The following is a 23,250-nucleotide window of genomic DNA, read 5'->3' on the forward strand; positions in this document are numbered from 1 at the left end:
CCTCGCTTTTGGTTAGATGATGATTTCGATGATTCCGATCAGAAACGCGCCAGACAGTTTGCCGATATAGCCGGGATTGCGCTGTTCCCAGGGAAGGTCGCTTTCAGCGGCTTCGAACCAGAACGACAAAAGGCAAAAAAGAGTGAAGCACAGCGGAAACCACCATTCCGAGACATTGTGTGCCAGTACGGCATACTTGATCCCCAACCAAAGAATGACAGCCGCTACGGTCAGCCGGATGAAGTCGAGCATGTTATGGATGGTTCTTCTTCCGGATGTGAGCTTGAGCATTCGTTTTTTGAATTGGTTGCTGCCGTAGAACAGCAGGGTGCTCAATGAGATGAGCAAGCCCCCAATGGCATATGGGGAGAGTGTTAAGACTGGCATCTCCATTGCCTTATGGGCAGCATCGAAACCGCCTTTGATGGCCTGGATGATTATAAAACCCGCGCTGTATACGCTAATCGCCCCCACAATAGATTTAACTATGAAGTGAATGCTCCGTAACATGAACACGTTATAGTTTTATGAATAAAATAAATCAACAAGTTTATATCATATATTTGAATTTGTGTACCTGTTTCATTGAGATGGTCCGAGAACAGCGAATTCTCAATGGTTGACAAAAAAAAGCAACTCTGTTGCATTATGTATGTTCCATCTCTTTTAAAACGAGGATGCGCATTATGCAGTTAACTAGAATAGTTGTTTCAGGGGTGTTGGTATTGTTCTTCGCGGCGATGCCGGGAGTTGCCGCAGCAATGGAGGTGTATGCCACCATTCTGCCGCAAAAGTACTTTATCGAGCGGATTGGGGGTGATCTGGTTGATGTGCACGTGCTTGTGCAGCCCGGAGCCAATCCTCATATGTATGAGCCGACGCCAAAGCAGATGGCGGCACTGACCAGAGCCAAGGTGTATTTTGCCGTGGGTGTGACATTGGAGGATTCCTGGCTGCCTCGCATCAAGGGCACGAATAGTGATCTGGTTGTGATTCATACCGATGCCGGCATCGAGAAGCTTTCCATAGAGGCGCACGAGCACGAGCATGGGCATGGGCACGAAGCCCATGAAGGGCATGCAGGCCACGAGCACGCAACTCATGATCACTCTGGTCATGACCACGCGGTTCACGATCACGAGAATGATCATGCAACCCACAAGCATGGAGAGGACGATCATGATTCCCACGGTCACGATTCTCATGGTGCAGAGGGTGGCATGGCAGACCCGCATATCTGGCTCGATCCGCTTCGCGTCAAGGATATGGCTGTGAACATTTACAATGGGCTGGTATTGGTCGATCCGGGCAATGAAGCCACCTACAAGAGAAATCTGGATACGTTTGTTGTGGAAGCTGATGCACTGCATGCAGCAGTGCAGGATCGGTTGACCGTCCTCCCTTCTGCCAACAGAGTCTTTTTGGTCTTTCATCCTTCGTGGGGATACTTTGCTGATCGATATGGCTTGACCCAGATCGCTGTGGAAGAAGGCGGGAACGAGCCCAGTCCAGCGCATCTGGCCAAGGTAATCAGGCGCTGCCGCGAGATGGGGATACGAGTTGTCTTTGTGCAGCCGCAGTTTTCACAGCGCAGTGCCGAGGTGATCGCTTCGGAGATTGGTGGTCATGTTGTCCCGCTTGATCCTTTGGCAGAGGATTGGGAGAGCAATCTGCGTAAGGCTGCCGATGCTTTTGTGGCGGGTGCACAGTGATGATGTCTGAAGAATTGGTATCAGGTATTTCCCTGTCCGTGGAGCGCGAGGCCCGACAAAGGCTTGAGTCGGCCTCGTTGAGACCCATAGCCAATCGCGTGGTCGTTCTGGCTGTTATAATGGAGAGTGGACATGCTGTTTCAGCACGAGAGGTCTTGGAGGCGGTTGTGCTACGCCGGAGGATGAATCGGGTAACAGTGTACCGCATCCTTGATCTGCTGTTCGAGAATGATTTGATCAACAGGATATCGTCTGGAGAGCAGGGGCATTTGTATTGTGTCGGTCATGATCACAGTCATTTTCATTGTACTTCATGTGGTGTTGTACAGTGTGTCGACAATGTAACACTACATTTCAACCAAGATGCAGTCGTCAATGCAGTACCCATGTCGGTTCAGCGTGTTGATCTCCACTTGGAGGGAATGTGTTCGCATTGTGCATCCCATAAGCACTGACGGGTTGCTGTAGGGTGACGGGACATCGTTCCGTTCAAAAGTTCGTACCAATGGCAAAGGGCGGGCAGGCTGGGCTATGAAACCCAGCTTGTTCGCCCTTGTGATTTTCAGGGAAAAGCATTTTGCCTTTCCCTGAAACATCCATGTGGTTAACGCCCTGCCAGTGGGCAAGGAGATGCGCATGCTGAGTGGGCGGAGGAGTGTGCGTAGGAATGGTGGTGGGGGCAGTTTGAGCGCCCGGAAAAACGTGTATTGTAATTTTTTTTCAAAAAAATTGTTTATGCATATAAATCAATAGTCTGAGTTTGAAATTCTTGGACAAAATACGGCTGATTATCGGAGGCGTCGGGACCGAAAGGTTGACGTGGCTGATCTTTTATTTATCGTTAAGAGTGGCGCGTCGATCAATGTTATATTTTACCCCCTGACTAACTACAAAATGTCTATTTTTGACATATCTGATATATTCTTGTAGGGTAAAACTTAGGGCGTGTCGACAATCATTCTGAGATTTGCTATACTTCTTGGCAGGAGGTTGGCAGTGCAAAAAAGACACGCTCTACGCGACGATCAGTGGGATAAAATCAAAGAATATCTTCCAGGAAAACAAAGTGACTGCGGTGTAACTGCAAAAGATAACAGGCTATTCATTGATGCAGTCATGTGGATTGGCAAGACAGGGGCGCCTTGGCGAGATTTGCCAGAAAGCTATGGCAAGTGGTCTTCGGTCCATAAGAGATTTATCCGCTGGGCCAAGAAAGGTGTATGGCAAATGATCTTCAACACGCTTGCGGTAGACGCTGATACTGAATGGCTCATGATTGACAGCACAATAGTGCGAGCTCATCAGCATTCGGCTGGCGGAAAGGGGGCACCTCCAGCAGTCGGTGGGGAAATCTAGAGGAGGGTTTTCAACGAAAGTCCATGCTGCCACAGATGCTCTCGGATGTCCAACTAAATTCATATTAACACCTGGAAATACAGCGGATTGCAGTATGGCGATTCCGCTTATTGAAGGACAGGCTGCCGAGCATGTCCTTGCTGATAAGGGCTATGATTCAGATGAAATTGTAATGGCAATTGAAGCCATGAATGCCAATCCGGTTGTCCCTCCTCGCTCTCACAGAAAGACAAGGCGAACATATGACAAACATCTCTATAAGGAGCGAAGTGCTATAGAGTGTATGTTTGGAAATTTAAAACAGTTTCGAAGGATTGCAACACGATACGACAAGCTGGCGACGTCCTATCTTGCTTTCGTGTACGTAGGAGCAATGTGGCTGTGGCTGAAGTGATTGTCGACACACCCTAGGACATTTGCTTAATCATGGTCTGGCAGTGTTTTTCAGGCGCCCTTTGGATGCTGCTACAACATACACTGTTGTTTGATTTATTGCATATCCATATCAATGTACTATTTCAAATTATCATCAGATTGACTCTACGACAGTTGAAAATCAACAACCGGCTCTACTATTACTGTTAGTGACATGCCAAATCATACAGAGTGCAATACACAATCTGAGGACTCACCTGCCTATGGGAAGTCCTTGGTCACGATCCCATGCGGACTTCGTGACCGGGTTCCTTTAGCGTTGTCATAATATCTCATCTACAGGGGTGGCCCGATCGCCGGACGGCGATGGGTCTGTCGTTTCTTTAAACGGAGTAACTATGGGTAAAATCCGCGTAGAAAATTTATACAAAATATTCGGCAACAAGCCGAATAAGGCTCTTGGAATGCTCAAGGATGGTCATGACAAGCAGTCCGTTCTTGACAAAACCGGTATGACTGTTGGCGTAGACAATGCGTCCTTCACCATCGAAGCCGGAGAAATATTCGTTATCATGGGACTGTCCGGTTCGGGCAAGTCGACCATTGTACGAATGCTTAATCGGCTGATCGAACCGACCTCGGGGCGTGTTCTGGTTGACGGGCAAGACGTTACAGCTATGGATCAGGATGAACTGGTCCGTTTCCGCCTGCACAACATGAGCATGGTCTTTCAGTCTTTTGCGCTGATGCCGCACCAGACTGTACTTGATAACGCATCCTTCGGCCTGGAATTGGCTGGAGTGGAAAAAGAAAAGCGTTATGAACGCGCCATGCAGGCCTTGGAACAGGTCGGCTTGAAAGGTTGGGAAGATCAATACCCCAGCCAGCTCAGTGGCGGTATGCAGCAGCGTGTCGGTTTAGCCCGCGGGCTTGCCGTCGACCCGGAAATTCTTCTTATGGACGAAGCCTTCTCGGCACTCGATCCACTCATCCGTACCGAAATGCAGGATGAGCTGCTCAAGTTGCAGGAAGAAGACGAACGTACCATCGTATTCATCTCTCATGACCTCGACGAAGCATTGCGCATCGGCGACCGTATCGCCATCATGGAAGGCGGCCAGGTCGTTCAGGTCGGTACACCGGACGAGATTTTACAGAACCCCGCCAACGATTATGTCCGCGCATTCTTCCGCGGAGTCGATCCGACCAACGTTATCAGCGCTGGCGACATCGTGCGTGATACGCACCCGACAATCGTTGTCAAGAAGGAAGGAAGCCTGCGCGCTGCCCACGAAATTCTCAGCGGTAGCGAACGTGAGCACGGCTTTGTACTGGATGCCCGTCACCGTTTCCTCGGTGTCGTTTCCTCCGAAGGTATCAGAAACGCATTGGAAGCCGATCTGCCGGATAAATCCCTCAAGCAGGTCTTCCTGAGCGAAGCAAGCGCAGTTAAGGCTGATGAGTCCATGCAGGAAATCCTGCCCCAGCTTGCTGATGGAACCTGGCCCATTCCGGTCGTGAATGAGGACAATGTCTTCAAGGGCGTTGTCTCGAAGAACCGCTTCCTGCGGACATTGCACCGGACCGAAGAAGCCATTCATACCGAAGGAGATAACTAAACATGTTTGAAGACGTAGTAATCCCCCTAGACCAATGGGTTTCGGTTTTTGTTGAATGGTTGGTGGACAACTACCGTGATGTCTTCCAGATGCTCAAATGGCCTGTCGAGCAGTTGCTCAACGGCTTCGAGCATGGGCTGAACGCCATTCATCCGCTTATCATCATCGCCGTTGTCTGTTTTGCCGCATGGAAGTTTTCCGGCAAGCGATTGGCCATCTTCTCGGCAGCCGCCATGTTTTTTGTCGGCCTTCTCGGCCTTTGGGAAGACACCATGATCACCTTGGCCATGGTCCTTTCCTCGGTTGTCATTTGTACCCTGTTCGGTGTGCCTCTCGGCATCATGGCCGGGCGCAGCGATCGATTTGAAATGACTCTGCGTCCCATTCTGGACGCCATGCAGACCACCCCGGCATTCGTCTACCTCGTTCCCATTGTCATGCTCTTCTCCGTGGGTAACGTCGCCGGTGTTTTTGCCACGATCATTTTTGCCTTGCCCCCTATCATCAGGCTTACAAGCCTCGGTATCCGCGGGGTTCACCCCGAGCTGGTCGAAGCGGCCCAGGCCTTCGGCGCAACCCGTTGGCAGGTTCTGATGAAAGTACAAATCCCCTTGGCTCTGCCGACCATTCTGGCCGGCCTGAACCAGACTATCATGATGGCCCTTTCCATGGTCGTCATCGCCGCGCTCATTGGTGCCGGTGGGTTGGGTTCCCCTGTTATTCTCGGGTTGAATACCCTTGATATCGGGCGTGCTGTTGTCGGTGGCGTGGGCATCGTTCTCATGGCTATCGTGCTTGACCGCATCACCCAGTCCATGGCGCAGAGAAAATAACTCAAACAGTAATCCTAGGAGGATACATGAAATTCACCAAAATCATCCTGGCGGCTCTGTGCGCGATCATGATCGCGTCCACTGCCATGGCCATGGATATGAAGCCCGGCGACGGCGTTACCCTGCGTCCTGCACGCGCCACCTGGAACACCGGTTTCTTCCAGGAAGCCCTTGCCCGTCGTGGTCTTGAAGAGCTTGGCTATGATGTCAAGAAGCCCAAAGACCTGACAAACCCCATCGCCTACAAGACCATCACCCTGGGCGACATCGACTACTGGTGCAACGGCAACTTCCCGCTGCACAACCCTCAGCTGCCCAAGAACTTCCATGAGAAGGCTTCCATTTTGAGCCCGATCATCAAGGCCGGTGGCATGCAGGGATACCTCGTTTCCAAGAAGGAAGTGGAAAAGTTCGGCATCAAGTCTCTCGAAGACTTCAAGCGCCCGGAAGTTATCAAGGCGTTTGACCTCAATGGCGACGGCAAGGCCGATCTGACCGCGTGCCCTCCGGGCTGGGGTTGTGAAAAGGTTATTTCCAAGCACATGGAAGTGTATGACCTCAAGGATTACGTCAAGCCGATCAAGGCTTCCTACGAAGCCGGCATGGCTTCCGCCCTGGGTGCATACAAGTCCGGCAAGCCGGCTTTCTTCTACACCTGGACCCCGAACTGGACCGTGTACAAGCTGAAGCCCGGTAAGGATGTCATGTGGATCAACGTGCCTGAAGAGGGCGACACCGAAGGTACTGTTTCCGGTATCGAAGGTGCTGTTTCCGATCCCCTTCGTCCCGGTTTTGTCGTGTATGACATCACCGTCGTTGCCAACAAGAAGTTCCTTGCCAAGAACCCGGCTGCTGCCACCTTCCTGGAGAACTTCACCCTGCCGCTGTCGGATGTCAGTGAGCAGAACACCCGCATGAACGAAGGTGAAAAGTCCGACAAGGACATCGCCAAGCATGTGGATGACTGGATCGCCAAGAATCAGGACAAGTGGAATGCTTGGCTTGATGCTGCTCGCAAGGCGGCGGCCAAGTAGCTTCCAAGATGAAATAAGGACAAGGGAGCGCATTTATGCGCTCCCTTTTTTTAGCCTGTCGTAGCCATAAGGGCTATTGACTGATTCTGTGCTTCGTTGAGGAGGCACAGGATGTGGGTAAATAGTAACCAAGGAGAGTGTATGCGTCGTTTTTTGTTTGCCGTACTTTGTATCGCTGTCATGGCGTCCAGCGCCATGGCCATGGACATGAAACCTGGAAAAGGTGTGACCCTGAAACCCGGTCGCGCCACCTGGAACACCGGCTTCTTCCAGGAAGCTCTGGCCCGTCGTGGTCTGGAGGAACTGGGATATACCGTTGATAAACCCAAGGATCTGCAAAACCCGATTTTTTACAAGTCCGTCGCCCTTGGTGATGTGGACTACTGGGTGAACGGTTGGTTCCCCATGCATGATTCTCAGACCCCCAAGGATTTTGACGAAAAGGCCGAGAAAGTGGGCTACGTCGTCAAGGCCGGTGGTCTGCAGGGTTACCTGGTTTCCAAAAAAGAAGTGGAAAAGTTCGGCATCAAATCCCTTGATGATTTCAAACGACCCGAAGTTAAAAAAGCATTTGATTCCAATGGTGATGGCAAAGCCGATCTGACCGCCTGCCCTCCGGGTTGGGGTTGCGAAAAGACCATCAAACATCACCTCGACGCGTATGACCTGCGTGATCACATCAATCCGGTCAAGGCTTCCTACGAAGCTGGCATGGCCGCAGCTCTGGGTGAGTACAAGGCCGGCAAGCCTGTCTTCTTCTACACCTGGACCCCCAACTGGACCGTCTTCAAGTTCCAGCCCGGCAAGGATGTCATGTGGATCAATGTCCCCAAGATCATCCCCACTGAAGACCAGAAGGGCAGTGAAGATCGCATGGTCGCAACCGGTGTTACCGGTGCTGTCACCGAAACCCTGAGCCCGGGTTTTGTTGTTGCCGACATCATGGTCGTCGCCAACAAGAAATTCCTCGCGGACAATCCCGCAGCAGCCACCTTCCTCAAGAACTTCAAGCTCGAGTTGGTGGATATCGCAGCCCAGAACACCCGCATGAACGAAGGCGAAAAATCCCAGAAGGATATCGCCAAGCATGTGGATGAATGGATCGCAGCCAACCAGGACACCTGGCAGGGCTGGCTCGAAGCCGCTCGCAAGGCTGCCAAGTAGCTCCCACACTACATAAATGAACAAGGGGGGCGCAGAAATGCGCTCCCTTTTTTATCGGTCTGACGCTTGAAAGTTGGACCGTTGCCCGTCGCCATACCCAATTGGCAGCGGGAATATGACTAATCATAACCAAGGAGAGTGTATGCGTCGTTTTTTGCTTGCCGTACTTTGTATTACCATCATGGCTTCCAGCGCCATGGCCATGGATCTGAAACCCGGAAAAGGGGTTACGGTTCAGCCCGCTCGTGCCACCTGGAACACCGGCTTCTTTCAGGAAGCACTGTTCCGTCGTGGACTGGAAGAACTTGGATATGAAGTGGATAAGCCAAAAGACCTGCAGAACCCCATTTTCTACAAGACCGTAGCGCTGGGTGATGTGGATTACTGGACTAATGGCTGGTTTCCCAATCACAACAGCCAGTTGCCCAAAGACTTCTACGAAAAGGCTGACACGGTAGGCTATGTGGTCAAGGCCGGTGGTCTTCAGGGATACCTTGTCAGCAAGGAACATGTGGAAAAGTACAACATCAAGACCCTTGATGATTTCAAGCGCGATGAAGTGAAGAAGGCGTTCGATAAAAATGGTGACGGCAAGGCCGACCTGACCGCCTGCCCTCCGGGTTGGGGATGTGAAAATATCATTACCCACCACATGAAGGAGTATGACCTTGATGACCACATCAACCCGGTCAAAGCCTCCTATGAAGCGGGCATGGCTGATGCCCTCGGCTCCTTCAAGGCTGGCGAGCCGGTCTTCTTCTATACCTGGGCTCCCAACTGGACGATCTTCAAGCTGAAGCCCGGCAAGGATGTCATGTGGATCGGTGTCCCGGAAATAGTTCCCACCGAAGCGCAGGCTCCGGCCAAGGAGCGGATGACTGTTTCCGGCATCGATGGTGCGGTATCCGATCCTATCAAGCTGGGATTTGTGGTTTCCGATATCCGTCTTGTCGCCAACAAGAAGTTCATGGAAGCCAATCCGGCTGCCAAGCGCTTCATGGAAGTGTTTGAGCTGCCGTTAATCGACATCAACGCGCAGAATACCCGCATGAATGAAGGCGAGAAGACCGACAAGCACATTGCCAAGCATGTGGATGAGTGGATTGCCGACAATCAGGAAAAATGGAATGGATGGCTTGAGGCTGCCCGCAAGGCCGCCCAATAAGCAATCCGTTTGGCGAATGCGAAAGTATGCCCCGGGGGATGTCCCCCCCGGGGCTTTTTTGTTGGTATTCGGCCAGTGTCTAGCAACTGGCACCCTTTAAGTGGCAGAGGGGTGTTACTTGGCCTCGTTACCTTCCTTGATGCGTTTGCCGATTTCAGCGTCAATATTGGTCCAGTATTCATAGACTCGTTCCAGGACCGGCTTGCTGACACCGCCCAGACTGCCGATGACGTTGTTCACCAGTGCTTCGCGTTGTGCGTCGTTCATCACTTCGCGTACCAGCGTTCCGGGCTGGCCGAAATCATCGTCATCCTTACGGAGCGTGTACGCTGCCCGAATAAATTCGCCGCTGGCATCCCAGCCGGTCTGTTCCGGGTACTTCTCAGCGTCAGGAACCGGACCGCCCTTGGAGTTGGGGGCGTAGACAGGGTCGGAGACCTTGTCGATACGCATGGTCCCGCCCTTGCTGTAGTTGTTGACCGGTACAATGGGCTTGTTTACCGGGATCTGCTTGTAGTTGACGCCGAGGCGTGCGCGGTGGGCGTCCGCGTAGGAGATCAGGCGGGCCAGTAGCATTTTGTCCGGGCTGGGTCCGATCCCGGGGGGCATGCTGTTCGGCTCAAAAGCGGCCTGTTCGATTTCCGAATGGAAGTCGGTTGGGTTGCGATCGAGAGTCAGTTTTCCAACCTCGTGCAGCGGATAGTCTTCATGGGGCCAGACCTTTGTCAGATCAAACGGGTTGAATCGATAGGTCTTGGCGTCCTCAAAAGGCATGATCTGGACTTTTAATGTCCAACTGGGGAAGTCACCCTTGCTGATCGCATCGAAGAGATCACGGCGGTGATAATCGGCATCGTCACCGGCGATACGGTCGCCTTCTTCCTGGGTGAGGGTTTCAATGCCCTGATCGGTCTTGAAGTGGTATTTGACCCAGAACTTTTCTCCTTTGGCGTTGACCCACATGTAGGTGTGGCTCGTGTAGCCGTTCATGTGACGATAGCTTTTTGGAATACCGCGATCACTCATGAGAATGGTGACCTGATGGGCGGACTCAGGGGAGAGTGTCCAGAAATCCCACTGCATGTCGGCATCTCGGAGTCCACTGTCGGCGCGACGCTTTTGTGAATGGATGAAGTGGTGGAATTTCATGGGATCACGGATGAAGAAGACCGGCGTATTGTTGCCGACCATGTCGTAGTTGCCTTCACTGGTGTAAAACTTCACTGCGAACCCGCGCACATCACGCCATGTGTCAGGGCTGCCGCTTTCACCGGCAACAGTGGAGAATCGGGTGAGCACATCGGTTTTGGTGCCGGGCTGGAAGAGCGCTGCCCGGGTGTAGGCGCTGACGTCGTGGGTTACTTCAAAGTGGCCGAATGCCCCGGATCCTTTGGCATGTGGCTGACGGTCCGGTATCATCTCGCGATTGAAGTTGGCCATCTGCTCCATGAGGTAGTGATCATGGAGAACAATCGGGCCGTCGGCTCCGACGCTCAATGAAAACTCATCACTTGAAACGGGGATTCCTGCATCATTGGTTGTAACTTTTGATCCTTTTACCATCGAATGACTCCTTATCTCGGATTATACATCGAATTAAAGGTTGCCTACTGAACGGTTAAATCAATCCGTTAAAGATTTTCCGCACCAGCGTAGCAAAAATCAGCCATATCTCAACTAGAATAGTGAAATTGGTTTCAACTTTAAGAATGCAGTCGGGTTTCGGATGCGTCATGGAAAATGTACAGGATGCATCTAGAGGAGGGGTCTTTTTGCGGTCGGATGGTCGATGTATCCAATGCAACTAGGATTTTGAAAGTTGTGTTTCTAACATTCAGGAAAAATTGGTTAAAATTTTTTAGTAATAGGCTTTGTAAAATCTTGACTTGCGACGTGTCTGCTTTATTCAATGCGTACTCAGTTAACCTTTAACTTCCTTGGAGGATGCTATGACTATTGCAAAGTTGAACCCTTGGAATTGGTTCAAAAAAGAAAACGAACAAGAGCAAAATCTTCCGGTCACCCAAACCGGGGAGATGGCACAGAGGACCCATTCTCCGCTGGACCAGTTCCATGCAGAATTTGATCGTATGGTTGATTCCGTGTTTTCGGGCTTCGGCCTTCCGTCGCCGGGACGCATGCATCAGTGGCCTGGCAGCGGCCTGAGTAAAGCTGCGATCAAGCCCAGCGTGGATGTGTACGGTACGGACAAGGAGTACGTGGTGGAGGTCGACCTGCCCGGCGTGGACGAAAAAGACCTCAGCGTTGAACTGCGTGACGACATGCTCGTCCTTTCCGCCCAGAAGCAGCATGAGGAAAAAACCGAAGACAAAGGGTACTATCGGGTGGAGCGTTCCTATGGCTCTTTCCGCAGGGTGCTCAATGTTCCCAAGGATGCTGATCGGGACAACATCAACGCCAAGCTCGACAAGGGCGTATTGTGCATCACCATGCCGAGAACCAAAGTTGTTGAAGGGAATGCCCGTAAAATCGCGGTAGAAAGCACTTCTGCCCAGTAGTCAATTACCAATATGAAAATGAGACCCTGCCGTCAGGCGGGGTCTCTTCACATGCTCAACCAGGAGGAAGAAATGCATTATCAGTGCGTCAATTGCGACTGGAAAGGCCCTTGGGACGAATTGATCCACGAAACCATTTGTCCCCGCTGTCGGAGCGGTGCAAAGCCATTGCTGGAAAATGAGGGCATGTCGGCTCAGGCGGCCCACGGAACTGCTGCCGCTGTGGCCGTCAGCTCACCTCCACAGTAACAATCATCGTGATGGTGGAGTAATGCGTAGGCAGTCCTTAACACATGGGGCTGCCTTTCTATTTGGATGAGGGGCACTCCACAGGAAGACTGTATCGTTCGCGTATGGCGGCATATCCCGACGTTTTCTTAAACTCCTGCAGTGCATGGTCGAACTGACGCACAAAGTCCGCTGTGGCGCGTTTTCTGGAGAAACCTATGAATAGGTTGCCTCCGCTGATCGGGGTTGGGGCGAAGGAAATGACGTTTTGCAGTCCTTTTGCGCGAACGGCCTGTTCACCGAAGACTCGATTGGCAATGAACGCATCGATTCTTCCAGCCATCAGTTTGCGTATGTTGAAGGCTATGTCGCTGACCGGTTCTTTGGTGAAATTGTCTGCCTTGTCGAAATCGGCTGAATACGAATACCCGAACTGGGTCCCTATGGTCATGCCGGAAAGGTCGGCCAGGGAATGGTAGGTGAGCGGTTTGTTATTCAGGTAAAAGATGTTGGAATTACTGTTTGAAAGGGGTTCCTCTGGAAAGAGGATGTAGGCCAGCCTGTCGGTGGTTATCGAAACGTCGAGCAGGGCGTCAGCTTCACCTTCCTTGATCATGTTGAGGCAGCGTTTCCACGGCAGAAACTCGACATGGATATCGATACCCATTTGCTCGAATACGGATCGGACGACCTCAAAATCCACTCCGGTGGGTTGCCCGTCCTCGACATAGACGAATGGCTCCCAGGGTTCGGTGACAAGGTGGAGGGAGCGGGACAGGGCAGAGTGGGTAATGGTAAGAGAGAGGAGCATGGCGATCAGGAAGCATGTCATACCTTTCAACGTGAAGAGAGGAATGGTTCGGCATGCGATGATGGATGATCGTTTTCCGTGTCTCATAATCGGGTAATGACAAACTCCCATCGGTTACGCAAGGGGGGTAAGGGTAAATCCCCTGCGTGCGCTCAGTCAGAAGTACTCCCGCCCTCATCACTTAGTGGTGCGAGGGCAGGAGTACAATGGTGGCAAGTCTATGACGTTTTGCTGTTATATGTCGGACGATGTCCGCTTCTTGTCGAATTCGACGATGAAGTACACGGCCAGTCCGCACGCCAGTATCTTTATCCAGTCCAGCAGATTGATGGGCGCGCTGGAAAAGAGGGTGTTCATGAACGGGGCATAGGTGAATATCAACTGGAGCACCATCATGGTGGTGAAGCCGCCCAGTATCCACTTGTTAGTGGTAAAGCCAAGCTCGAACGGTGAGCGCTTGAAAGAGCGTGAGTTGAACAGGTAGAAGGCTTCGAGCACCACAAAGACGTTCACGGCCATGGTCCGGGCCTTCTCCACTGTCGCACCGTTGATCAGCTCCCACTTGAACAACCCGAATGCGCAGACCAGCAGCAGGAGACTGACGATGCCGATTCGGCGCAGGATGGTCTTGTCCAGAATGGGCCTGTCCGGGTCGCGTGGATCTCTATCCATGATGCCCGGTTCTTTTGGTTCAAAGGCGAGCATCATTCCCAGGCAGGCGGCTGTTGTCATGTTGATCCAGAGAATCTGGACCGGCAGGATGGGCAGTGTTGCGCCGAACAGGATGGCCGTGAGGATGACCAGTCCTTCACCCGCGTTGGTGGGTAGCGTCCATGCAATGAACTTCACGAGGTTGGCAAAGACCCCGCGTCCTTCCTCGACAGCGGCCTGAATGGTGGCGAAGTTGTCGTCGGTGAGAACCATGTCGGCAGCTTCCTTGGCCACTTCGGTTCCGGTGATGCCCATGGCAACGCCAATATCCGCCTGCTTGAGGGCCGGGGCATCGTTGACGCCGTCACCGGTCATGGCGCAGACATCGCCGTTCTTCTGCATGGCCATGACAAGGCGTAGCTTCTGCTCGGGCGATACGCGAGCGAAGACGGGAATGTCAGATACTTTTTCGGTGAGCTCCTTGTCGCTCAGTTCCGCTATCTCGCGGCCTGTCATTACCGGGCAGTCCTTGCCGATATCACAGCCGGGGGCCCGTAGTCCGAGGCGAAGCCCAATGGCTTCTGCTGTCAGGGCGTGGTCGCCGGTGATCATCTTGACCCTGACTCCGGCATTCTGACAGGCGGCAATGGCGGCCTTTGCCTCTTCGCGAGGCGGATCGATCATGCCCTGCAAGCCGACAAATTCCATGCCCATGCAGGCATCGGCACGGATAAGCTGCTCGTTGGCCCGCACTTTCTTTCTGGCAAAGGCGAGCACTCTCAATCCCTTGGAGGCCATTTCGTGCTGGGCAGCGATGATGGTGTCACGGTCCAGTTCGACGACTTCACCCGAAGGGAGCATCATCTCCTTGCAGCAGCCGAGGACCTTTTCCACCGCGCCTTTCACGTAGGCAATCCGGCCTTCTTCCAGCTCATGTAGCGTGGACATATACTGCCACTCAGACTCGAAGGGGAGTTCATCCACCCGCTTGAATGCTTCATGCTCCTGCTGATGTTTAAAACCATACTTTTCAGCCGAGACAATGAGCGCGCCTTCGGTTGGGTCGCCTTCCACCATGGGGCGTCCGTCTTTCATGTAAATCTTTGCGTCATTGCACAGAAGGCCAGCACGGAGGCACTCATCGAGCGCCTTGTTGTCGCCCTGACTGCCGTCAGCCGGTGTGACGCTTCCTTCGCTGCTGTAACCGGTGCCGGAGACAATATACGAATGCCCGCCGCTACGGATTTCCTGAACCGTCATCTGGTTTTCCGTGAGGGTGCCTGTCTTGTCCGAACAAATGACAGTGGTGCCGCCAAGGGTTTCCACGGCGGGCAGTTTGCGGATGATCGCCTTGCGTTCGGCCATGCGGGAAACACCCAGCGCCAGAATGATGGTCACGGCTGCCGGGAGGCCTTCGGGGATGGCGCCCACAGCCAGCGCGACTGCGGCCATGAAAATCTCGCTGATGGGTTCGGAGCGCATCAGGCCGAGAACAAAGGAGGCACCGGCCAGCACCATAATCGCAATCAGGAGCATGTGGCTGAAGCGGGTAATTTTTTTGGTGAGGGGCGTGTCGAGTTCGTCGGCTGAATCGATCATGCCCGATATGCGACCGATCTCCGTCTTGTTGCCTATGGAGACAACAACGCCCTTGCCCTGCCCGTAGCTGACCAGCGTACCGGCAAAGGCCATGCCTTTACGCTCCGCAAGTACGGTTTCCCGGTTCACGGCCTGTTCGTTTTTGGCTACCGGAAGGGATTCGCCGGTCAGGGTGGATTCGTCGATTCGCAGCTCCTTGCCCGACACGATACGGAGGTCGGCCGGGACCTTGTCTCCTGAACGGAGCAGAACGATATCACCCGGTACGATCTCTGCCGCCGGGATTCTGATTTTTTGCCCGGAGCGGAGCACCATGGCTTCGGTGCCCATGCTGGCGGACAGGGAATCAAGTGCTTTGACCGCCTTGGATTCCTGAATATAGCCGACGACGGCGTTGACCAGAACAACGGCCATGATGACACCGGAATCGACCCATTCGCCCAGGAAGCCGGTGACTATACCAGCGACAATGAGAATGTACACCAGCGGTTGGTGGAACTGCAGCAGGAACCGCTCAAGATCGGTCTTTCCTTTTTTGCCGGTGATGACGTTCGCACCGAAGTTCTTCTGCCGTCGATCTATCTCGAAATCATCAAGGCCTTTATCGGGTTGCACGCTCAGCAGCTTGCAAACCTCATCACTTTCTATTTGATGCCAATGCTTATCAAGCAAAGTCTCCATGTGTGTATCCTCTCGAACAAAATTTGTTGGGTGAACTGGAATCATACACATACCACAGAAGAAGGATCAAGACATGTCATAATAGCTGTCCCTTCTTTCAATTGACAACAATCTGTCCGGGTGACATACCTTTATAGTAAGTATTGTCATATCTTTTCAACCATCTGCCAAACTGGAAGGCGTATGTTTTTCTTTGATAAAAAGTTATGCAAAGAGCCTCTGGACGACCCCCTGATCAGACGGCTGTGGGCATTGATACGTCTTTCTGTCCGCGTGTTGGCGGTGTTGATGACCCTTGTCATTGTCTGGGGCATTCTTGATGTGATCTGGGTGTTGTACCAGCGCGTCACGACCGCACCCTACATGCTGCTCAATATCAACGACATCCTGGCGACTTTCGGGGCGTTCATGGCGGTTCTGATTGCCATAGAAATATTTGCGAACATCGTGATATATCTCGAATACAGGATGATACACCTCAAGCTGGTCATATCAACGGCCTTGATGGCTGCGGCACGAAAGGTCATCGTGCTGGATTTCAAGGTGGACGACTATGAGATAGGCTTTGCCCTTGGCGCGGTCATCATTGCGCTTGGCATCTGCTACTGGCTCGTGGGACACTATGAATCAAAGGGCGGTGATGACGTCGGAATCATCGCGGAACCGTGTGATTTGCCTGATAAGGACTCATAACTGCGGGAACGACGTTTCCCCAACGGAGTGATGATGTTTAAAAACGTATTGTTGGATCTTGGGTCTACCGTGGATGGGCGTCTGGTCGCTCATGTGGCTGATTTCTGCCGCAAGGCCGACGCCGAGCTGACGGTTCTGAATGTGTTTGAAGAACCGTCCAGATCGGTTTCCAGTTATTTCTCTGCGCATCACAAGGATCTTCAAAATATCATTCTCGAAAACTACGGCGAACAGCTGGATAACGCCCTGAGTGACAGCGGGTTGGATGCACAGGCGTTCACCCGAGAGGTCCGGTGGGGCAAGGACTTCATCGAAGCCATCAAGCTGGTTCATGAAAGAAAATTTGACCTGCTGATATCCGCTTCACAGGAAAACGCCGGTCCCCCGGACAGCACGGCTATGCATCTCATGCGCAAGAGCCCGTGTCCGGTATGGATTCATCGAGGCGACCTGTGGAAGGGGGCTGTGCGGGTGCTGGCTGCGGTCAATACTTCGGACACCTCGGACGAGAATCGCCGCCTCAATGCCAAGATCATTCGCCACGGCATGCACGTTAACAACATCCTCCGTGGGCATTTGCACATTATATCCTGTTGGTCCGGCTATATGGAGTCTGTTTTGTCCAGCCCCCGGTTCAGCGAACAGGAGAAGGTCGACTATCTTGATTTTGAACAGAAGCAGACAGAGCAGGAGCTTGCTGCACTGGTCAAAGCCGAAGGCGTCCCGGATACAGCCAAAACCAAAATCATTCATGGCAGCCCGGCCCAGGTTATTCCCCGGTACGCTGCCGAGCAGAAGATGGATGTTGTGGTCATGGGCAGTGTCGCTCGAACTGGGATTCCCGGACTGCTGGTTGGTAACACGGCCGAAAAGATCGTGGCCAATCTTGACAACTCCATCCTCGCCATCAAGCCGGACGGCTTTGTCTCGCCGGTGAGTGGATAGGGATTTCGCCAGAATAAAACCGCTTTACAGTAATGAAGGGCCTGGGTTTGCATCCAGGCCCTTTTCTTGTGCTCAATGTTGGGGAGGCAAAGTCTCACTGTGTGCTTATGGCACCATGTCAACAGGATATGTTGTTCCTTTTTTGCCTGTTCTTGTCCCTGAAACGCCCTGATTCATTTTCGGCAGAAAACCGGAGCTATGCTCGTGCGGATTCTCCGGGATTGTCCCGGGAACGAAAAACGGGAGGTTCTTTTGAACTCGGTATACGCATATCAACTCAGGCATGACCGGACCGGTCGAATCGTGGAGAAAGTCGAAACAGTCAAAGGCAAGGCTGTCAAATGGACGTATCGGTACGACAAGAAAGGGCGGTTGCACGAAGCGCATCTGGATAATCGGCTGGTTTGCCGATGCCTGTACGACAAGCAGGGCAGGCGAAGCCAGGACAGCTTTCCTGCCACGCATGGAAGCGAAGTGCGAAACTATGGTTACACCGTGGACAACAGACTCCAGCAGGCTGGCAACAATGGGTATACGCACGATGCAAACGGATTCCGGACAATCTGGAATCACAAGGGCCAATACACCACATATCAGTATGCACCGGACTACCGTCTGTTGAAGGCTGAGCAGGAGAATGACGGAATCATCTTCACCTTCGACCATGATGAAAACGGTCAGAGAAAAACCAAATACCGCAATAATACGCCGGTAGAGGCATACCAATGGCTCGATGCGATACGCCTGGCAGGGTTTCACGACGGTGAAACAGGGTATTCGTTTGTGTACAACGGTGACGAACGCACACCATATGCCCTGAAGGGTGAAGATGGTCCATTAGCGTATCTTCATTATGACCAAATTGGCTCCCTGCGCGCTGTTGCAGACGAGTCCGGCAATGTGATAAAGGAAATCCTGTACGACCCGTTTGGCGGTATTATCAGGGATACAAATCCGGATTTGCGTATCCCCATTGGTTTTGCCGGTGGGCTGCACGACCGGGACCTCGGTTTTGTCCGTTTCGGCTGGCGGGACTATGACACCTTCACCAGCCGCTGGACCGCCCCCGACCCCATGGGCGACGCAGGCGGTGACCCGGACTGGTATGGGTATTGTCTGGATGATCCGGTTAACGGGGTTGACCCGTTGGGGTTGGAGACCCGAGGTTTAGGCTTGGGGCTTAATCTGTCCGGCCTTGGACTAACGGGGGGCGGTAGCTTTATGTTGTCGGAAGATGCAAATGGCGAGCGTGTTATAGAATATAGTACTGAATATGGCACTACAAATGACTTTGGGTTGAGTGGCACCGCGACATATCAAAAAACCAACGCTGAGAACGTGGATCAATTGAGCGGCAAATCAACCAAAATCGGCGGATCCATCAACATCCCTACCCCAATTGGTTCAGTAGGCGGAGGGCTAGAGGATATTAAAGGGAAAGGGTATGAGGGGAAAAATATGAACATTTCATTCTCCCCCAAATTTAAACAAATAGATTGCGCCTCCCCCCATCCTTTGGACCACTGATCGGTCTTTTTAAGGTGGAGCCCGGCGTCCGAGTTTGTGCCTCCGAGGAGGCGGGTCGCCATAGCCGTTGTGGAGCGTAGCCCGTCCCCGTAGGGGCGGCCCGAAGGGCCGAGGGCGGAGCGGAGCAACGGCTACGAGCCAAGTCAATGAACATTCAAGTTGCCCCTGTATACGTCAGCGGGAGTTCTTTTGTCCAACGACGAATGACCGCGCTCCTCGTTGTAGTACCGAAAATAGCGCGTAAGCCCATGGTATAGCTCGATCCCATCACAGTACGCCCTGGGGTAAATATCCTCATATTTCACCGTCCACCACAGCCGCTCAATGAAGACGTTGTCGATTGCGCGACCTTTGCCGTCCATGCTGATTGCAATTCCCTTGCTCTGCAGAACTCCGGTAAATTCACGACTCGTGAACTGCGCTCCCTGGTCCGTGTTGAACACCTCCGGCGTAGAGATGCGCAAAGCCTTGTTGAGCGCATCCACGCAGAAAGAACTATCCATCGAGTTCGATAGCTCCCAAGCCAGCACGAAGCGGCTCCACCAGTCTATCACTGCCACCAGGTACAGAAAGCCGCGCTGCATGGGGATGTAGGTGATATCAGCGCTCCAGACTTGATTTTTTCGTTCAATGGCAACTCCTTTCAGCAGATAAGGAAACACGGGATGCTCCGGGTTGGGGACACTCGTATGCGGCCCTGGAGTAATGGCCTGCAAGCCCATCATCTGCATCAGTCGCTCAACCCGCTTGTGGTTGACCTGATGCCCTTGTGTCCTCAGCCAATCTGTCATGCGCGGCGAGCCGTAATCAGGCTGACGCAGGTACTGCTCGTCGATCAGACGCATCAGGGCCAAATTTTCATCGGATTCGGCTACAGGCTTGTAGTAAAATCCCGAACGGGAAATGCCTGCCAACTTGCATTGCCGCCGGATGGAATACTCCCGATCTGGTTTGATCCACTGGCGGCGCACCTCAAGCGGCAGGCTTACAACTTTTTTTCAAGCCACTTGATGTCCATCTTGAGCCGACCGATCTCCTCAAATAACGGTGCGGTTATCTCCTCCTGGCTTTTGGCTTTCTTGCCACTGGAAAAGATGTCATCGACATTCTCAAGGAGCTGCCGCTTCCACGTGGAAATCTGATTGGGGTGCACTTTGTACTCCGCAGCCAGTTGCGCAAGCGTCTTCACGCCACGAATCGCCTCAAGTGCGACCTTGGCCTTAAACTTGTCCGAATGTTTCCGTCTTTTGCTGCTCTTTGTCATGCGTCCTTCCTTATCGGTTTAAGGACGCTGACTCCACCTTAACCGGTGGTCCGAATTTCGGGGGAAAGCGCAGATATCCCAACTAAGGTCGGGTCCGGGAGTATTAAACACGAAAACACGAAGATAATTCGTGTGCCTAAAATACAGCGGGAATATGACCCAGATCTTTGGTAAAAAAACAACACAGCCGAAGGACTAATGTCCTTCGGCTTATCAGGATCATAAATGGACAAAAACTACATTCATAACACTGGCAGCTCCTACTTTGACTTTTATTTCTACAAATTTGGGTATCTATTTTTAGGAGTGATATGGGCTATTTTTGCATACGATGCATATAATGCGGATGGTCAACTCTTTTTTATAAGGGCATCATTCTCATTTATTGTGTTGGTATTATCCGATGCAGTGGTTGTTCCTGTTGCCCGAAAAGGTGGCTTGATAACCTTCCATCATCTTTGGAGACAGTCACGGGTTTATCCTTCCAAGATTCGTTTGTTGTTTTTGAGTTCAGGTGGAAGATTTAAGAGTAATCGTAAACTAAAACTACGGCTTTTTGCGTTCTTTGGGCCACATTTCTGGAATTTTTATATAGGTGTATGCGACATAGAAAACGATTTGGCCACTGATCTTGAAGAGAAAACGAATTGTAAAATAATCTCGATATGATGGGATTGGCTTGCGCTGGTTTGGACTGGATAGATATTCCATCCACAATAACGGGCAAGTACAAATGATAAGAGGGGCGTTTAGCTCCACCACATGGGTGAAAAATGAAAAAGGCTGGCTTGTTGATAGCCGTGATACTGGTTGCTTTTTTTGGGGCTAATTCACACAGAAATGAGCTTGCAGTTTGGTTTAATAGTGATTCGTTTTATAAGCCAATTTATTCCAGTAGTTTTGACGTGTCTCAACCGGGGACTGTGGTCCGCGCCGAACTAACACCTGCGTATGAAGTTGAACACGGATTTCATCTGAGCTTTCCATGTGAAAGTATACCTCTAGACAACTTTGCCAATTTGGATGGCTCTATTCGATACACAATTGAATCCAAGGGTATCAAGTTAGTGTCTCGTACAATACAAATTCCCTCGCACCCGATAAGTATTTTGGAAAAAAATGGGTGCGAGATTGTTCTGTTTACTTTTGAACTTCCTTACAAAGGACACGAAATAGTAACACTTGAGGTTGTAAAGTCCCCTTTCATAGGGCCAGTTAACGGTAGAGACTCCCGGCAGTTTTCGGGGGGTTGCCCAGAGGGTAGGGGGTACCCCCTGCCCTTTGGGCAGCAAAATTTATCGGCGACATATTCCCCAGGGATTCATGAGGACGTTCCTCGTTGTACTCACGGATAAAGTCCTCCGTAATGGCCCGAACTTCGCTCAGGCTGTTGAACACGTACAAATCAAGCACTTCTTCTCTGTAGGTTCGGTTGAACCGCTCGATGTATGAGTTCTGGGTGGGTTTGCCAGGCTGAATGAACTCCAGATTCACGCCATGCGATTCGGCCCAGGCCGCCATGACAGTCCCCGAGAACTCTGGACCATTGTCCATTCGCAACCTCTCGGGATAGCCGCCACGCTCTTCGGCTACCCGATCCAGCACCCTTACCACTCGTCCTGCTGGCATATTGGTATCGATCTCCACGGCCAAGGCCTCACGGTTGTAATCATCTACAGCGTTGAAAGTCCTGAAGACGCGACCGCTGTAAAGCGTGTCCCGCATGAAATCTATCGACCAGCAATAGTTTGGCGCAAGCGGTTGGGCCACTGCCGTCCGAGAGGCTTGCGGAAGCCGCTTCTTGGCCTTGCGCTTCAGGTTCATTTTCAAGAGGCAGTAAACCCTCCAGACCTTCTTGTGGTTCCAGGGCTTGTCCTGCTGTCGAAGGACGTTGAAAAGCTTACTGAAGCCCCATGTAGGCTTTTTCTCGGCCAGTTCAGTCAAGGCTGCGATGACATCGCTGTCGTCCCGCGGATGCGGCTTGTAGGCGTAGTAGCTCCTACTGATGCCCATGGCCGCGCATGCCTTGCGCAAGCTCAACTCAAACGCGTTGACCATGTGCATGACAAATTCCTTGCGTTGAACTGGCCTCAGAGTTTTTTTTCGATCACATCCTTGAGCGCCATGTTTTCCAGGCTGAGGTCGGCGAACATCTGCTTGAGCTTACGGTTCTCCGTTTCGAGATCCTTCATCCGTTGGATATCGGATGCCTCCATGCCGCCATACTTTGACTTCCACTTGTAGTACGTGGCGCTGCTCACGCCGTGCTCGCGGCAGACATCGACGACAGTTCGTCCGCCTTCCACTGCCTTCAGGATCTTGACGATCTGGTACTCGCTGAACTTCGATTTACGCATGCAAAACTCCTGTCCCATTTTGGGCCAGAAGTCTCTACTTGGCAATGGACCTACTTTACGGGGACTTTACAAGGTGAGCATCGAAGAGCCAATACTGAAGCTGTCTAGCTATCAGAATATTCGATGCGAAGTAGCCCCCGCCTATTGGCCCAAGTAACGCTTCACACGAGGTTGCAACTGCAATCGTAGGCACTGGAGCATATACAGCGGCTAAAGCTGCTGACTGGGTTGGGCAGAAAACCGACAAAGACTACGGCAAAGACAAGCCCACGGCCACAGAAGGAGTCCATGACGCCATGGGCAAGGTGATTGGAATCAACTCGGGTATTGTCGGCGCGGCAGGTACAGCCGGTGCGGCTAAGGCTGCTCCCGGAGCAGTGGCGGGTGCAATGCAGCATCCTGAGAAAATAGCCGTTGGTTCAAGGGTGACAGCTGATTTCGTTACCGGGGCTCTCGATCCTGGGCCACCGCCTACGTCTTGGGCTGGTGCAGGAGGATATGCTGTTAAGACTGGACTCGATTGGCACAAAGATAGATTTGGGAGATAATGTGAGGATTAAGATCGGAGAACTATTGGTAAGCCTCCTGTTCATTTTCAATGGGAGTGCGATGATTCTGACAGAATATTACAAGATTAGGGGGCATCCTGTTTATCCATGGGTTCCATATTTGAGAAGTGGCCTCGGTTCTTCGGACCACTGAGCGACGATTTTAAGG

The 23,250-nt window shown here is 52.2% G+C and carries 21 protein-coding genes; 15 read left to right on the forward strand and 6 right to left on the reverse strand.

Annotated elements, in window-relative coordinates; translation table 11 throughout:
• Positions 1-12: 12 nt before the first annotated feature.
• Positions 13-387, reverse strand: a complete 375-nt coding sequence (locus DPRO_RS09710; RefSeq protein ID WP_157917429.1) for a hypothetical protein — start codon at positions 385-387, stop codon at positions 13-15.
• A 299-nt stretch (positions 388-686) separates the two neighbouring features.
• Between DPRO_RS09710 and DPRO_RS09715 the strand changes: the two genes are divergently transcribed.
• The 8 genes from DPRO_RS09715 (at position 687) to proX (DPRO_RS09750) (ending at position 9,258) form a co-directional block, all read left to right on the forward strand.
• Positions 687-1,712, forward strand: a complete 1,026-nt coding sequence (locus DPRO_RS09715) for a metal ABC transporter solute-binding protein, Zn/Mn family (RefSeq protein WP_232005771.1) — start codon at positions 687-689, stop codon at positions 1,710-1,712.
• Between the two features lie 119 nt (positions 1,713-1,831).
• Complete coding sequence (locus DPRO_RS09720; protein ID WP_232005789.1) at positions 1,832-2,167, forward strand: Fur family transcriptional regulator; 336 nt, start codon at positions 1,832-1,834, stop codon at positions 2,165-2,167.
• 541 nt (positions 2,168-2,708) lie between these two features.
• Positions 2,709-3,462, forward strand: a protein-coding gene (locus DPRO_RS09725) for an IS5 family transposase (protein WP_097010290.1) whose coding sequence is annotated in 2 segments (ribosomal slippage) — positions 2,709-3,046 and positions 3,045-3,462 — 756 coding nt in all. Because the reading frame shifts where the segments join, the coding sequence is not laid out codon by codon here.
• A 379-nt stretch (positions 3,463-3,841) separates the two neighbouring features.
• Positions 3,842-5,062, forward strand: coding sequence for a glycine betaine/L-proline ABC transporter ATP-binding protein ProV (proV, locus tag DPRO_RS09730; RefSeq protein ID WP_097011867.1), 1,221 nt, complete (start codon positions 3,842-3,844; stop codon positions 5,060-5,062).
• A gap of 2 nt (positions 5,063-5,064) precedes the next feature.
• The gene (locus DPRO_RS09735; RefSeq protein ID WP_097011868.1) at positions 5,065-5,895 is read left to right on the forward strand and encodes an ABC transporter permease; all 831 of its coding nucleotides are present in this window, start codon (positions 5,065-5,067) and stop codon (positions 5,893-5,895) included.
• 26 nt (positions 5,896-5,921) lie between these two features.
• Complete coding sequence (proX, locus tag DPRO_RS09740) at positions 5,922-6,929, forward strand: glycine betaine/L-proline ABC transporter substrate-binding protein ProX (protein WP_097011869.1); 1,008 nt, start codon at positions 5,922-5,924, stop codon at positions 6,927-6,929.
• A 141-nt stretch (positions 6,930-7,070) separates the two neighbouring features.
• Positions 7,071-8,093: a glycine betaine/L-proline ABC transporter substrate-binding protein ProX gene (proX, locus tag DPRO_RS09745; protein ID WP_097011870.1), complete on the forward strand. Its 1,023-nt coding sequence runs from the start codon at positions 7,071-7,073 to the stop codon at positions 8,091-8,093.
• 142 nt (positions 8,094-8,235) lie between these two features.
• On the forward strand, positions 8,236-9,258 hold the full coding sequence (proX, locus tag DPRO_RS09750) for a glycine betaine/L-proline ABC transporter substrate-binding protein ProX (RefSeq protein ID WP_097011871.1): 1,023 nt from the start codon (positions 8,236-8,238) through the stop codon (positions 9,256-9,258).
• A gap of 114 nt (positions 9,259-9,372) precedes the next feature.
• Here the strand turns inward: proX (DPRO_RS09750) and DPRO_RS09755 are convergent, their stop codons facing one another.
• Complete coding sequence (locus tag DPRO_RS09755; protein WP_097011872.1) at positions 9,373-10,821, reverse strand: catalase; 1,449 nt, start codon at positions 10,819-10,821, stop codon at positions 9,373-9,375.
• Between the two features lie 386 nt (positions 10,822-11,207).
• Between DPRO_RS09755 and DPRO_RS09760 the strand changes: the two genes are divergently transcribed.
• Both DPRO_RS09760 and DPRO_RS09765 read left to right on the forward strand, forming a co-directional pair.
• A complete protein-coding gene (locus tag DPRO_RS09760) occupies positions 11,208-11,777 on the forward strand; it encodes an Hsp20/alpha crystallin family protein (RefSeq protein ID WP_097011873.1) in 570 nt (189 codons plus the stop codon).
• Between the two features lie 72 nt (positions 11,778-11,849).
• Positions 11,850-12,026: a hypothetical protein gene (locus tag DPRO_RS09765; RefSeq protein ID WP_157917430.1), complete on the forward strand. Its 177-nt coding sequence runs from the start codon at positions 11,850-11,852 to the stop codon at positions 12,024-12,026.
• A 58-nt stretch (positions 12,027-12,084) separates the two neighbouring features.
• Here the strand turns inward: DPRO_RS09765 and DPRO_RS09770 are convergent, their stop codons facing one another.
• Both DPRO_RS09770 and DPRO_RS09775 read right to left on the reverse strand, forming a co-directional pair.
• Entirely contained in the window at positions 12,085-12,903 is an 819-nt protein-coding gene (locus DPRO_RS09770; RefSeq protein ID WP_157917431.1) for a substrate-binding periplasmic protein, read from the reverse strand.
• A gap of 147 nt (positions 12,904-13,050) precedes the next feature.
• Entirely contained in the window at positions 13,051-15,747 is a 2,697-nt protein-coding gene (locus DPRO_RS09775; RefSeq protein ID WP_097011876.1) for a cation-transporting P-type ATPase, read from the reverse strand.
• A gap of 183 nt (positions 15,748-15,930) precedes the next feature.
• Between DPRO_RS09775 and DPRO_RS09780 the strand changes: the two genes are divergently transcribed.
• From DPRO_RS09780 to DPRO_RS09790, 3 genes are all read left to right on the forward strand, one after another.
• Positions 15,931-16,440 (forward strand): phosphate-starvation-inducible PsiE family protein, encoded by a 510-nt coding sequence (locus DPRO_RS09780; protein ID WP_097011877.1) that lies wholly within the window; start codon positions 15,931-15,933, stop codon positions 16,438-16,440.
• 30 nt (positions 16,441-16,470) lie between these two features.
• Complete coding sequence (locus DPRO_RS09785; RefSeq protein ID WP_097011878.1) at positions 16,471-17,385, forward strand: universal stress protein; 915 nt, start codon at positions 16,471-16,473, stop codon at positions 17,383-17,385.
• 198 nt (positions 17,386-17,583) lie between these two features.
• Complete coding sequence (locus tag DPRO_RS09790) at positions 17,584-18,912, forward strand: RHS repeat-associated core domain-containing protein (RefSeq protein WP_097011879.1); 1,329 nt, start codon at positions 17,584-17,586, stop codon at positions 18,910-18,912.
• Between the two features lie 143 nt (positions 18,913-19,055).
• Here the strand turns inward: DPRO_RS09790 and DPRO_RS09795 are convergent.
• Positions 19,056-20,176, reverse strand: a protein-coding gene (locus DPRO_RS09795; RefSeq protein WP_407681385.1) for an IS3 family transposase whose coding sequence is annotated in 2 segments (ribosomal slippage) — positions 19,056-19,898 and positions 19,901-20,176 — 1,119 coding nt in all. Because the reading frame shifts where the segments join, the coding sequence is not laid out codon by codon here.
• Between the two features lie 225 nt (positions 20,177-20,401).
• Here DPRO_RS09795 and DPRO_RS09800 point away from each other — a divergent pair.
• A complete protein-coding gene (locus DPRO_RS09800; RefSeq protein ID WP_097011880.1) occupies positions 20,402-20,845 on the forward strand; it encodes a hypothetical protein in 444 nt (147 codons plus the stop codon).
• Positions 20,846-21,391: 546 nt separating this feature from the next.
• On the opposite strand, the gene DPRO_RS09805 is transcribed toward DPRO_RS09800, so the two are convergent.
• Positions 21,392-22,533, reverse strand: a protein-coding gene (locus DPRO_RS09805; protein ID WP_097010305.1) for an IS3 family transposase whose coding sequence is annotated in 2 segments (ribosomal slippage) — positions 21,392-22,272 and positions 22,272-22,533 — 1,143 coding nt in all. Because the reading frame shifts where the segments join, the coding sequence is not laid out codon by codon here.
• A 296-nt stretch (positions 22,534-22,829) separates the two neighbouring features.
• Here DPRO_RS09805 and DPRO_RS09810 point away from each other — a divergent pair.
• Positions 22,830-23,081, forward strand: coding sequence for a hypothetical protein (locus DPRO_RS09810; RefSeq protein ID WP_197706506.1), 252 nt, complete (start codon positions 22,830-22,832; stop codon positions 23,079-23,081).
• Positions 23,082-23,250 lie beyond the last annotated feature (169 nt).

This window comes from Pseudodesulfovibrio profundus, from assembly GCF_900217235.1.
Taxonomy (GTDB): domain Bacteria; phylum Desulfobacterota; class Desulfovibrionia; order Desulfovibrionales; family Desulfovibrionaceae; genus Pseudodesulfovibrio; species Pseudodesulfovibrio profundus.

Bases quoted from the DNA above. Each gene is read 5' to 3' on its own strand.
- DPRO_RS09710 (WP_157917429.1), bottom strand. From the start codon at position 387: ATGCCAGTCTTAACACTCTCCCCATATGCCATTGGGGGCTTGCTCATC.
- DPRO_RS09715 (WP_232005771.1), top strand. From the start codon at position 687: ATGCAGTTAACTAGAATAGTTGTTTCAGGGGTGTTGGTATTGTTCTTC.
- DPRO_RS09720 (WP_232005789.1), top strand. From the start codon at position 1,832: ATGGAGAGTGGACATGCTGTTTCAGCACGAGAGGTCTTGGAGGCGGTT.
- proV (WP_097011867.1), top strand. From the start codon at position 3,842: ATGGGTAAAATCCGCGTAGAAAATTTATACAAAATATTCGGCAACAAG.
- DPRO_RS09735 (WP_097011868.1), top strand. From the start codon at position 5,065: ATGTTTGAAGACGTAGTAATCCCCCTAGACCAATGGGTTTCGGTTTTT.
- proX (WP_097011869.1), top strand. From the start codon at position 5,922: ATGAAATTCACCAAAATCATCCTGGCGGCTCTGTGCGCGATCATGATC.
- proX (WP_097011870.1), top strand. From the start codon at position 7,071: ATGCGTCGTTTTTTGTTTGCCGTACTTTGTATCGCTGTCATGGCGTCC.
- proX (WP_097011871.1), top strand. From the start codon at position 8,236: ATGCGTCGTTTTTTGCTTGCCGTACTTTGTATTACCATCATGGCTTCC.
- DPRO_RS09755 (WP_097011872.1), bottom strand. From the start codon at position 10,821: ATGGTAAAAGGATCAAAAGTTACAACCAATGATGCAGGAATCCCCGTT.
- DPRO_RS09760 (WP_097011873.1), top strand. From the start codon at position 11,208: ATGACTATTGCAAAGTTGAACCCTTGGAATTGGTTCAAAAAAGAAAAC.
- DPRO_RS09765 (WP_157917430.1), top strand. From the start codon at position 11,850: ATGCATTATCAGTGCGTCAATTGCGACTGGAAAGGCCCTTGGGACGAA.
- DPRO_RS09770 (WP_157917431.1), bottom strand. From the start codon at position 12,903: ATGAGACACGGAAAACGATCATCCATCATCGCATGCCGAACCATTCCT.
- DPRO_RS09775 (WP_097011876.1), bottom strand. From the start codon at position 15,747: ATGGAGACTTTGCTTGATAAGCATTGGCATCAAATAGAAAGTGATGAG.
- DPRO_RS09780 (WP_097011877.1), top strand. From the start codon at position 15,931: ATGTTTTTCTTTGATAAAAAGTTATGCAAAGAGCCTCTGGACGACCCC.
- DPRO_RS09785 (WP_097011878.1), top strand. From the start codon at position 16,471: ATGATGTTTAAAAACGTATTGTTGGATCTTGGGTCTACCGTGGATGGG.
- DPRO_RS09790 (WP_097011879.1), top strand. From the start codon at position 17,584: ATGCTCGTGCGGATTCTCCGGGATTGTCCCGGGAACGAAAAACGGGAG.
- DPRO_RS09800 (WP_097011880.1), top strand. From the start codon at position 20,402: ATGGACAAAAACTACATTCATAACACTGGCAGCTCCTACTTTGACTTT.
- DPRO_RS09810 (WP_197706506.1), top strand. From the start codon at position 22,830: ATGGGCAAGGTGATTGGAATCAACTCGGGTATTGTCGGCGCGGCAGGT.